This is a genomic window from Dyadobacter soli, assembly GCF_900101885.1.
GTDB lineage: Bacteria > Bacteroidota > Bacteroidia > Cytophagales > Spirosomataceae > Dyadobacter > Dyadobacter soli.
Map to the genome: position 1 here is coordinate 26,516 of NZ_FNAN01000036.1, position 11,881 is coordinate 38,396.

Here is an 11,881-nt window from a genome sequence, read left to right on the forward strand (position 1 = left end):
ATTAAGCATGATCCAGGAAATTGTATTTAAATCGCTTTTGATCTTTGTCACCTAATTTATACTTTTACCATCATAGGAAACGGCGTCTTCCTGACCCAGCCGCCTTCCAAGCTGGTGCCGCCCACAGAAAACAGATCGGCATAGGCTTTCTGTGCAGCTAAATCTTTTTTGTTGGTGAAAAATTATATTGATTTCATTCTGGCGCCGCTTGCTTCCGCAACATCGAGAGTGTTTACTGCTCTGTGCCTTTTGCCTCTGACTGTTTGGGGACAATTGGAAATAACTTTTCCCCAGGAGCGCGCAATCTTCCAGCGAAATTTGTCTGGCAATGCCAGTGTATCGATTTGTGGCAACTACTTTCAAGCCGCACAACGGATCGAAGCGCGTGTTATTGCTGTAAAGCCGGGAGAAGGAGAGGAAACCGCCTGGACTATCCTGGAACAAAATCCTTCGGGGGGAATCTTTAACGGATCTGTCAAGATTCCCCAGGGATGGTACAGCTTGCAGGTACGGGCAATACAATCAGGAAAAACGGTAGGCATCGACACCCTGGGCAGGGTAGGCGTTGGGGAAGTGTTCATTATTTCCGGCCAATCCAATGCGCAAGGCGTCAACGATCTGCCGGGTATCCCGCTGCCCCCTGGCGCGGCCGATGACCGTGTTAACTATATCGCCTACAACAATGAGGCAAACAACAGTCTTAATGACCCGCCTTCCCCTTTATTTGCTCACCTTGACATACAAGATAATATAAGTATACTCGGTCCGCGTGGGCATACCGCGTGGTGCTGGGGTATGTTAGGGGATTCGCTCGTCAAGCGGCTTAATGTACCAGTCCTTTTTATCAATACTGCCTGGTCGGGAACCTCCATCCAAAATTGGCTGGATAGCAGTAAAGGTTTAGCCACCTCGAGCGTTTACTCGGATTCATACCAATTCCCCGATCAGATGCCTTATGCCAACCTCCGTATTGCGGCACAAAATTATGCCAGGCAATATGGCGTTAGGTCGATCCTTTGGATGCTTGGAGAGTCAGACACTTACCCCGTCAGGATGGGCTACGAGAATTTTAAATACAAACTTGAAAGCGTCATCAACGCCCTGACAATCCACACGGGCTATAAAATACCCTGGATGATTGCCAGGACATCAAGAATCGTAGATAATACCGGCTCGACGATAACCAGTCAGGCTATAATCGATGCCCAGAATGCGGTGATCACGGACCTTGGAGACAAGGGGGCCTATGGTCCGGAAACTGACAACCTGCCGGTCAGCCGGATTGATGGTACTCACTTTTATGGAAATGAAGCCTTACAGGTACTTGCCGGAGCCTGGAACAGGCAGCTTGATGATGCTTTCTTTGATAATATAGCGCCCGTTCCGCCGTCGGACGTCCCTGTAACGAAACTCAGTTGTTCTACGGATGACAGCTCTGTCTCCCTTCGCCTTGCAGATGGTTACCGTTCTTATGGCTGGACGATCGCCAATGAAGAGGGCGAGGCGACGGCTACGGGCCAGACGATGCAGGTGAGTGCACCGGGGACCTATTCCGCTATCATTAAGGATGAATTTGGAAATTCCCTCAGGACCCAGAAAATTACCATCGCATTCCCAATCAAACCCGTCGCGCCCGTCATTCAGCCCTCGGGAAACATCCAAATATGCCGGGACTCGACTGTGAGTTTCTTTCTTGATTCCGGAAAAGATATTTACCAATGGTACTCGGGTGATGGCCAGATTGTCCAACAGGCCGGCGGTGTTTTCCAGCCGAAAGAAGCCGGCTCTTTTTTTACAAAGGCATTCAATGTACTTGGCTGTGAATCAGATCGATCCAATACGGTATCGCTTACGATCCGCGCGGCTGATAACCCGCCGGTCCTAGTTTTGCAGGGGCCATTTAATATCAAGGTACAACCTGTTGCCGACACAGCCAGCGTGGATTATGTTTGGTTGAGAGATTCGAACATCATACCACGACAATCCAGGAACACGCTTATCGTGGATTCTGCCGGTATTTATACCGCAAAAGCAGCCCAATCCTTCTATTTGGATCGTGACACGCTCGTTTGCTATTCTGCAAGCTCGAATAGTATAGAGATTGGTTTGCGGACCTTGTCGGATCAATATATCGTATATCCGAATCCAGCCGAGTCTGCCAGCATCAACGTGCTTTCTAAAACGCCTGTTGAAAATGCCCGGATAATGATTTATGATGTATCGGGACGCCTCATCTATAACTGGCAGGGCACTTTGGGGCCTATTGAAAAGTTCAGGCTACCCTTAAAAGGCCCGGGAGAATTTATCGTCCAGATCACAAGCGCAGCCAGCAAGCGGACGATCAAAGTTGTGATTAGATAGGCTTTCCAGTGGAAGATTTCCAATCAAGTCGTTTCATTACGGCGGGCAACTGGTGTTGCTTCGCGAAGGCGTTCCTCACTTTTTGCACATCGTTCCACCATTGATCGAGCGGGTAATGGAGCTCGCGGTAAATGAGGTATCTCAAGTCGATCGTGCGGACGGGCTGGTGGTCTTTGATATCGTCCACCTGGTGCAGGAATGTCCGCCCGTTGGCTTTTTCGACCAGCGGTTGCCATTCTTTAAACCAAATGCTTTCTACGAATGCGAAAGTGCTGTCGCGCTGGGCTTTCAGTTTGCTGACCATTTCCATCGCCGCATCCAGTTTTCTAATGGCCAATTTCGGATCGGTCATTGCTGCGGAGGCTTCCCGCAATAAATCCGAAACCTGGTTCAATGTGATGAGCATGCGCAGGTTCTGCCCGCAAATGGCCGCGACGGATTCCAGCACTTCGAGGTTGTAAAGCTGCTTTTTGCTAATAGATTTATTGTTGCGGAGCAGTTGCAGCGCGTAGGCATTGCGCGGCAGCATGGATTGCGCCGTGGCGATGCGTTTCGCATTTACGGGGTAAGTTTTGCTGATGGCCAGCGTGCCGGATGCGGGCACGGGTAGTAGGGGTAAGGTTTGGTCTTTTTCGGGATGCAGGAACAGGCTGTCCGAATTCCCCTTGATCGGTGCGCGCCAGGGAGACGGAATCCAGTCCCAGCTTTCGGTATGAAACTCTGCCTGCTCACTGAGGACGCGGTAAACGCTGTCCATATCCTGCTGCCGGGGACCGTAAAATGAGGTCATAAACCGGGCGGAAGCGTCGGCGGGTGTGAGGTTTTGGTTGTTCCAGCCTGCCGCCGTACCCGATGCGTAACCCAACCAGAATGTTTCCGGATGCAGCCCCGCATCGGCCCAGCCGGCGATGATCACGCCCATAAAAGACGACAGGTTATCCGAAAATGCCGTCCCGATTTCCCGGAACATGCCCGCCACGCGCCCCGACGAACGGTCGCTGCCGTCGGCCATAACGGCGGTTTTGGTGTGCAGCGGGTAATAGTTGGGAAAAATAGGCTCTGCGCCCTGGGTGGCCGTGTACACTGTTTGTCTGATGCCGTGCTTCTTATAATCTGCCGCGATGGATTTACTGTAAACCCCATTCACCAAATGTGAAGGCAGTGCGGTAATGTCCTCTCTACGCAATGGAAATTCTCCCCAGAAAAACACCGTGCGGCCCTGCTCATGCAGCCTGTCGGCCAGTTTTTTAATAAACCACGCCAGCAGTCGGCCATTTCCTCCGAGGCTGTCGGCCATAGGCTTTTTGGACGGGGCTTTGCCGGTATAATAAGCCTCGTCATTGGATAGTAAAATATATTTGCTGCCCTTGCTCGCATTGATCAGCTCGCTGTACATGGCGTCCAGCAGTTTGAATGTGCCGGGATTCGTTACCGAAAATTGGTAATTAATGTCGTCGATCAGCCGCAGCTTCCGGTATTCGGGATGTTTCAGGATAAATGAAACGTGCGCCGGGGCATCCAAAAAGGGCACCAGGTCAATGAAATGCGCTTTGGCATAGTCCGTCAGTTCCTGGTATTCCCGGGCTGTCAATGCATACGGTTCCACAATCGCCGGGGCGGATTTGTATTGAAAATGTCCTTCCAGCTTGATCGAGAATGCATTGATTTTGTAGGTAGCAGCCTGTTTAATGATCCGTTTCAATGCACTGAGTTTTTCCAAATGGTGCGCATCGTCCCAGTAAATCATCCTTACTTCCACATTAGGCCAGTCGGTTATCTCGCCTTCGGGAAGCTTAGCATTCGTTTTTAATAACTGTAAAAACGTCTGAACGCCGTAGAATAAACCTTGCTGCGCGTTGGCCGTAATGGTAATCTGGTTGGACTTTAAATTCAATCTGTATGCCTGGCGGGTGAGCGTGGCGCGGTTGGTGTCGATGCTCGCGCCGATTTCAACAGCTCCATCTTTGATGATTAATTGAATGGCAGCCGATTTTCCGGCCGTCGCCTTGCTTCCGACCACATTCAACGAAAGGTTGGCTTCCTGCAACCCCTCCCGCAAGGTCGCCACAGCCTGTCCTTTGGCTAGCGGACCATCGGCCACGATTTTCCAGTTTTTACCCAATGCAAATTGCTGCCCGCTCAACACCATTCGTTGCGGCAGCGGCAACAGGCCCGAACCGGCATTGGTTGTTCCGACTGTCGATTTTGGTGAAGCCGGAACTTGTGCGAGCGTTGTGAACCGGATGATGCAGCAGCAGAAACTGAGCAGAAAGATGCTACGGAGCATTTGGATCGTGTTCAAGGGATTGTCTTTAAGGGTTAAATAAAAGAGTAATCAGCGGTTGCTAATTACTCTTTTGAATCATTATCAGTTTGAAATACATCACATGATCAATGAAACTATGCGAGCATCATCGACTATCAATATCCCTCGTTCTGCACAATCGCCGGGCTGCTCGTTGATACCACGAGCGTCGGGATCGGGTAGAGGAGCTGGTAAGCCTTGATCGGCGTCGAAACACCCACCGTGGGTTTGCCCGGGCCGGATAGCTTCGCATTCATGACGGTCATCGCGCGGTCGGTACGCAACAGATCGAACCAGCGATGGCCTTCAAACGGCGATTCGAGGCGCTCTTCGTTGTACACGGCCGTTTTGAATGTGTCGTAACTCAAACCGGCAAGATCCGTCAGGCCTGCACGCTTCCGCACGAGGTTAATGGCCGCATAGGCGTCGGCAACGGGGCCTTTGTTGGCTTCGTTGAGTGCCTCGGCGTAGTTGAGCAGCACATCGGCGTAGCGGATCACATACCAGTCGGCGCCCGAATCGGCATTGCCGCCACCCGTTTCGCGCTCCACGTAACCGCGGATGTATTTGGCAGCCACAAAATTACCCGCCAGCGTGTATCCGTCGGCGATGTTGTTCCGGCGGATGTCGCCTTCCGTGTACGCCGCAGCGACATCTTCGGTAGGCTGGTTAAACCCAAATGCCCCGCCGGTAGGGACTACACCCCCCTGCGAGCCGACAGGCGCAAAGTGATTGGGCAGGTTGGAGCCCAGCCCGTTCGACATCGTCCGGTATTGTACCTGCAAGACGGCTTCCGCATTTCCCTGCTGGCTCGCTTTATACAAATTGGCATATACAGGCAGCAAACTATAAGTACCCGCCGTTACTACTTTCTTGAATTCCGCAGCAGCTTCGGCGTATTTCTTTTGTGTCAGATAAACCTGTCCAAGCAGGCTTTGCGCAGCGCCTTTTGTCATTTTTCCGGTTTCGGCGGCAGGGTAAGAGGCTGGAAGCAGTCCTCCCGCCTTCACGAGGTCGGCCTCGATTTGCGCGTATATTTCCGGCACAGAAGCGCGGCCCACTTTGTAGCTCGCGTCGATATCCGTAACAGGCTCCGTCACCAATGGAACGCCGCCCCAAAGCCGCACCAGGTTGAAATAGGCGAGCGATCTCAGCGCAAGCGCTTCGCCGGTGTACTGTTGTTTCAGGTTATCCGCCACGGGCGAGGCATCGATGCGGGCGAGAATGCTGTTTGTCCGCCCGATGAGTATGTAGCTGGTTTGCCAGAATGCGGTAAGGTGCTCATTGTCGGTTGTCTCACGAAACTCGTCGATATTCTTTTTCGCATCGTTACCGCCGCCGCCGGGGCCGAGCTCGGTGGTATTGTCGGAACGCAGGTCGACCAGCAGCGAATAGTACCCATTGCCCGAATACACCTGTCCGAGCGCATTGTAGGCACCCACCACTGCCTGCCGGAAGTCGGATTCGGTTTTGAAAAAATCCGTTTCACCAATTTGTGAAATGGGCTTGGAGGCGAGGAAATCTTCACAGGAGGTGCCCGAAAACGCGAGGACAACGAGGGCGACGGCTATTTTTATATTTTTTGAGATCATCATCATGAATGTTAAAGGTTGATCAGGGTTCAATGGATCAGAAACCAAGGTTGAGGCCAAATGTGTAGGTTCTTGCCACAGGATAAGTGCCGTAATCCATCCCCGGCGTGAGCGCGGACGAGATCCACGGATCGCCCTCCGTCGTGTTCACCTCGGGATTATAGCCCGAATATTTGGTGAAAGTGTGCAGGTTCTGGATGTTCACGTAAGCCCGCGCATTTTTAAGAATGGTCCCATTCAGGATTTTGCCCAATTTGTAACCGATCGTGATGTTCCGGATGCGCAGGAAAGAAGCGTCTTCCACGTACCACGATGAAATGTTGCGGTTGTTCGCCGCATTATTCGCACCCCAGGTCTTGCCATCGCCAGGCTCTTCCGGGGAGCGCCAGTAGTTGTTCGAAAGTGACGCATTGTTCCGGTAAACGCTCCGCTTGGTCAGGTTGATCACCTCCACATCCTGCACGCCTTGCAGCGAAACACCGAAGTCGAAATTGCCGACATTGAAGGTATTCGTGATGCCGTAGGTGAATTTTGGCAGGTTGTTTCCGATAATGGTTCTATCAAAGTCATTGATCAGCCCGTCGCCGTTCAGGTCTTTGAACCGTACATCGCCCGGAAATGTGTTAGGCAAATGCGCAGAGGCGTCTACTTCTTCCTGGGTATTGTAAATGCCGTCGAAAACCAGTCCATAGTAACTTCCCAGCGGCTTGCCGATTTGGGTAATGTGGGTCAGGGAATTTTCCTGTGCGCGGTTGGCCACGATAATCGGCGCACCGCTCGCACCGAGCGATTCCACCTTGTTGGTATTGAAGGAAATGTTGGCATTGGTGGTCCAGGTAAATTTCTCACGCTGGAAATTCCTTGTTTCCAATGCAATTTCCACCCCTTTGTTACGCAGGCTGCCCAGGTTGCGCAGCGCGGTTTCATAACCTGTCGATAGCGGCACGGGCACGTTGAGGAGCAAGTCGGAAGTTAGCTTGTTATAATAGTCGAGATTCAGGTAAAGGCGGTTTTGAAAAAGCCCCAAATCCAATCCTAAATCCACTTCTTTGGCTTTTTCCCAACCCAAAAGCGGGTTGCTTAGCGACCCTTGTGCCAAACCGTTGAGGATAGAACCGTCGCCAGCGCCCAGGATGTAATTGGCGCTGCTGATGAGCCCAACGGAAGCGTAGTCGGGGATCTGGTTGTTACCGATCAATCCATAGCTCGCCCGCACTTTCAGCTCGCTTACCGCAGGCACATTGGCCATAAATGCTTCCTGGCCGATTCGCCATCCCACTGAAGCAGAAGGAAAGTTCCCCCATTTATTATCGGCACCGAAGCGCGACGAGCCATCGCGACGGAAAGTGGCCGTCAGGAAGTATTTTTCATTGAAATTATAAGTAGCCCGGCTCAGCAACGAAACCAGCGTCCACTGCGACTTGCTGGAACTTCCGCCCGTGACGATACCCGCATTAAGCGTAGGCACAAGGTCGTTCGGGAAAGAGTTGGCGCTCACCGTGGTGGAATTGAAGGTCGATTTTTGTTCCGTCAAACCCACGAGCACATTCACATTGTGTTTTCCGGCAAAAGAGTTGTCGTAAGTCAGCGTGTTTTCATTAATCCAGCTGATGTTGGCAGATGAAAACGAACGGCCGTTGGAAGGGCTGACACTGATGTAGGAAGGCGAAAACCGGTCGTTGCTGAACGTGTTGACGTCCGCATTGATACTGGTTTTAAATTGTAGGTTTTTCAAAATATCAACCGTGGTGAACAAGCTACCGACGGTGCTGAACTGGTTCATCGTATTCTTGATGCCTTCCCCGAAAGCCAGCGGGTTGTTGTAAATGATATTCTGCGTGGTACCATCATCGAAATGCAGCGTGTAGGACCTGGAATAGGCGCCATCGGCCGTACGCACCGGATAAAATCCGGGAGTTGACATCACCGTCACGGCCACGGCGCCGTAATCCTGGATTCCGCCCGAAGTAGCAATGCGGTTATTGGTGTAGGACGGCGCCACACGCGCACCTACTCTGATCCTGTCCGACACTTTCGCATCCACATTCAGCCGGAATGCATATTTTTTGAAGCCGGAATTGACAATAAGCCCTTCCTGGTTCTGGTAATTGCCCGACACGTAATACCGTGCATTCTCAGTCCCGCCGGAAGCTGCAATCTGGTAATTCTGAATCGGAGCGCGGCGGTAAAGCACGTCTTGCCAGTCGGTGTAGGGGTGTGCCGAAGGGTTTTTGAACTCGTCGGGGATTTTGAAGCCCGGTCCGCTCCGTGCTGAGTTCGGGTCCGTCGCTTTTCCACCGGCGCGTACCCAGTCGGTATTACGCATGTCGATCTGTCGGCGCGCATATTCCTCGTTGGTCATCAATCCCACTCTTTTTGCAATCTCCTGGAAGCCGTAGCTGGCATTCACGCTGATCTGCGACTTACCCGCCGCGCCCTGTTTGGTAGTGATAATGACAACACCATTCGAGCCCCGCGATCCGTAAATGGACGTAGCTGCTGCGTCTTTGAGTACATCAATTGATTGAATATCACCAGGGTTAATGCTTGCCAGCGGGTTAACCGGAGACTGGCTTCCGATGCCGCCGCCCTGGGCGCCCGCATTACTCACCGAGTTATCCAACGGCACCCCGTCGATCACATATAAAGGAGAGTTGCCCGCCGTAATGGAGCCCGTTCCCCTGATTTTGATCGACAAGCCGCCACCCGGCGCAGCGGACGTTTGCTGCACCTGCACCCCGGCCATCTGCCCGGCCAGCGCCTCGCCGAACGACACCACCGGCCTGTCCTGGATCTGCCGCGCCCCAACAGACGCCACCGAACCGGTAATTTCCCGCTTCGACTGGCTGCCATATCCCACCACGACCACCTCGTTCAACGAGCGGTCGCTGTTTTCAAGCTGGGGCGAAATGACCGAGCGGTTCCCAACGCGTTCTTCCAAATCACCATATCCTATATACGTAAATAACAATGTGCTGCTCGCAGGCACCTGGATCTTGTAATTGCCATCCGCATCCGACGTCACGCCATCCGTGCCGCCCTTCACCCGAATGGAAACGCCCACGAGCGGCTGCCCGGTTGCCTTCTCGGTAACCTGGCCATTCACAGTCACTTGGCTCCCGCGCCCGGCGTTCTGCGCCTGCGCGGTACTACAACATACATATAGCATTAACATCGCAAACAGCATTCGCAAAGTCACCCCGCACGCCCGGCGGAGGGAATTATAGCTTTCAGTAAACATTTGGTTTCCCATAGGTAATGGAAGGTTAACGGTCTAGATGTGATTGATTCGAAAGGTATCGAAACAAATATAATCTTATTATTGAAACGAAAGTATATTACGTAAGAAAAAATTAATAAATACGTATTAAAAAGAAAGGTTACGGAGGTTTTGGGAAATTAATTTGGGGTTTTCAAGCTCGTGGACATTGATAGTTGAAAATTTTATCTTTACCCTATGAAAAAACACACACCTAACCATGATACCTTCATCAGGGCCATTATGGGCAACCAGCAGATCGCCCTGGACTATTTTCGGGCCTGCATCCCGCAGCACATCCTCGACCTGCTGGACTTTTCCACCCTCCGGCAACTTCCCGATACGTACGTGTCGAAGGATCTGCAAAAATCCATGTCAGACATTGTTTACGCCTGCCAGAAGGTGGACGGTAAAGGAGAAGTGAAGATTTCGCTGCTTGTTGAGCACAAAAGCTATGTCGACCCATACACGCCGATCCAGATCGGGAGCTACATCTTTTCCGGGCTTTTGAAACAGATTGGAGACGGCGAAAGTCCCTCCCTGATCATTCCCATCCTACTGTATCACGGCAAAGTCCGATGGGAGTACAAAACGCTTGTCGATCTCTTCGAAGATATGGAACCGGCGTTACAGGAATTTGTGCCCGACTACCAGTATATTTTCCACAACCTCGGCCAGATTTCCGATGATGAGACTCAGTCGCTGCACAACAAATTTCTGGCCGCATCGCTGCTCGCGATGAAATATAGTGCTTTGAAGGATGCGCTTGGTGCATTGATTCCCACGATACTGACGCTGGCGGATGAGATGGACAAGAACTTGTAAAGCAGCCTCATTGTTTATATTTTCGTAAACAGCGGACTCAGTGAAGCTCAATTGTTAGACCTAGTCGCATCACTACAAATTCAAAGTAAGGACACGATTATGAACACCTTGGAAATATTCGAAGAAAAGGGCCGGAAGAAAGGCGTTGAGGAGGGCAAACAGGAAACTACGCATAAATCTGTGAGGAACATGATCAAGCAATCTTCACTTACAAATGAGCAGATCGCTTCAATCATGGAAGTAAGTGTAAATTATGTCGCGGAGATCCGGGAAGATTTAGCGGCTGAATAGTTTGAGATTGCAGGTTTTGGGATTTTACCCTTACTCTCCGATGATAATATTCAGATTCGGTAGCTCGACTTGCAATTTTACCTTTGCTTTCAAAGCTGTAAAGACTCTCAGCAGCGTATCCATCGTGGCGTTACTGGCGTTGCTTTCAAGTCGCGATATTTGCGCTTTTTGAACACCAATTAGTTTCCCCAATTCTTCTTGGGTCAGGTTTCGTTCCTTTCTTGTTTCTTTGATTGCTTTGCCAATTAAGTCCATTTGAAGTTCATACTCGAATATATCACGCTCCGGAGTTCCTATTTTTCCGATCAGTTTATCCTGAACTTCGTCTAGTGTATACGCCTTCATCTTTTCTTGTTTAATTGCTTTGCTAAAAAATACTTAGTGCGAATGTTCACGGCTCTCTGGATCTCATTGTCCGGAACCTTGCTTCTTTTCTTTATAAATCCGTGGGTCGAAATTACTAACGTATCAGTAGCTAACGATTTGTCCCAGAAAGCAAGAAGTCTGTATTGAATACCTTGGTAAAGTGTTCTAAACTCCCAAATGTCGTCAGTCAATTTCTTAAAAAGTTTCGGGTCGGCATTTACTTGCGACTTACGGATATTATAAAGAATTTTTTCGTAATGCTTTCGTTCGAGCCCGCTCAGGAATTCAAGCGCGTCGTCTAAGATTACAATTTCGAAAAGTTTATCCATGTATAGTGTGTCTTTAAGGCAAATGTAAGAATAGTTTCGTTAAATGTAAACTCTGGTTTTTGTTAATTTGTATGTTGTGTATCCTGGTGATTCCAGAGTTGGTGGCTCCGCGGAAGCCAATCAGGGAAAGCAGCCGCAGAGCGGCTCCCTGTTTGTAACTAGTCAGATCCACGCCCGAGGAACGGGCCCCGGCGGGGCCTCCTAATCAATTGTCGTTTGTCTTGTCCTGAAATAGGTTTACACCAACCAATTTCAAAATGGGTAAGATATTTTTCAAAAAGGACGGTAATTTGTTTACCGATGAGGAGCGGCACCAGATCATCAAGGAGTATCTTTCGACTGACTATTCAAAGCTTGAAATTTGGAAGAAATATACGAGCCAGAGCAAAGAACGCGGCCATCTGCTGCGCTGGATGCGAAAGTTGGGCTACGATTCAAAAACCAAAGTTTTAAAAGGTAATTCAGGGTTGAGGCCTAGGAGTATGGCAAAGGGAAAACAGGAAAAGAAAAAGGTTGTTTCCGATAGTACACCTTCCGAAACAATCCAGTTGGA

The 11,881-nt window shown here is 50.6% G+C and carries 9 protein-coding genes; 4 read left to right on the top strand and 5 right to left on the bottom strand.

Going from position 1 to position 11,881, the window contains the following annotated elements; genetic code table 11:
* The first annotated feature begins 174 nt into the window (after window positions 1-174).
* Window positions 175-2,361, top strand: coding sequence for a sialate O-acetylesterase (locus tag BLQ88_RS35510; RefSeq protein WP_176885206.1), 2,187 nt, complete (start codon window positions 175-177; stop codon window positions 2,359-2,361).
* Here the strand turns inward: BLQ88_RS35510 and BLQ88_RS35515 are convergent.
* The 3 genes from BLQ88_RS35515 to BLQ88_RS35525 all read right to left on the bottom strand — a co-directional run bounded on the left by BLQ88_RS35515 (window position 2,354) and on the right by BLQ88_RS35525 (window position 9,511).
* On the bottom strand, window positions 2,354-4,648 hold the full coding sequence (locus BLQ88_RS35515) for a beta-N-acetylhexosaminidase (RefSeq protein WP_090157768.1): 2,295 nt from the start codon (window positions 4,646-4,648) through the stop codon (window positions 2,354-2,356). The two genes, BLQ88_RS35510 and BLQ88_RS35515, sit on opposite strands and share 8 nt — an antisense overlap.
* A 134-nt stretch (window positions 4,649-4,782) precedes the next feature.
* Window positions 4,783-6,264: a RagB/SusD family nutrient uptake outer membrane protein gene (locus BLQ88_RS35520; protein WP_229213004.1), complete on the bottom strand. Its 1,482-nt coding sequence runs from the start codon at window positions 6,262-6,264 to the stop codon at window positions 4,783-4,785.
* Window positions 6,265-6,295: 31 nt separating this feature from the next.
* Window positions 6,296-9,511 carry a SusC/RagA family TonB-linked outer membrane protein gene (locus tag BLQ88_RS35525; RefSeq protein ID WP_090157769.1) on the bottom strand — a complete coding sequence of 1,072 codons (3,216 nt, stop codon included), beginning with the start codon at window positions 9,509-9,511 and terminating at the stop codon, window positions 6,296-6,298.
* A 204-nt stretch (window positions 9,512-9,715) separates the two neighbouring features.
* On the opposite strand from BLQ88_RS35525, the gene BLQ88_RS35530 reads away from it, so the two are divergent.
* Window positions 9,716-10,342, top strand: a complete 627-nt coding sequence (locus BLQ88_RS35530) for an Rpn family recombination-promoting nuclease/putative transposase (protein ID WP_090157770.1) — start codon at window positions 9,716-9,718, stop codon at window positions 10,340-10,342.
* Between the two features lie 99 nt (window positions 10,343-10,441).
* A complete protein-coding gene (locus BLQ88_RS35535; protein WP_143017015.1) occupies window positions 10,442-10,633 on the top strand; it encodes a hypothetical protein in 192 nt (63 codons plus the stop codon).
* Window positions 10,634-10,663: 30 nt separating this feature from the next.
* On the opposite strand, the gene BLQ88_RS35540 is transcribed toward BLQ88_RS35535, so the two are convergent.
* Both BLQ88_RS35540 and BLQ88_RS35545 read right to left on the bottom strand, forming a co-directional pair.
* Entirely contained in the window at window positions 10,664-10,978 is a 315-nt protein-coding gene (locus BLQ88_RS35540; protein ID WP_176885207.1) for a helix-turn-helix domain-containing protein, read from the bottom strand.
* Window positions 10,975-11,328, bottom strand: a complete 354-nt coding sequence (locus BLQ88_RS35545) for a type II toxin-antitoxin system RelE/ParE family toxin (protein ID WP_090157773.1) — start codon at window positions 11,326-11,328, stop codon at window positions 10,975-10,977. The genes BLQ88_RS35540 and BLQ88_RS35545 overlap by 4 nt, the downstream gene beginning before the upstream one ends.
* Window positions 11,329-11,585: 257 nt before the next feature.
* On the opposite strand from BLQ88_RS35545, the gene BLQ88_RS35550 reads away from it, so the two are divergent.
* Window positions 11,586-11,881, top strand: a 296-nt coding sequence (locus tag BLQ88_RS35550; RefSeq protein ID WP_143016862.1) for a hypothetical protein, incomplete at its 3' end; no start/stop codon positions are given.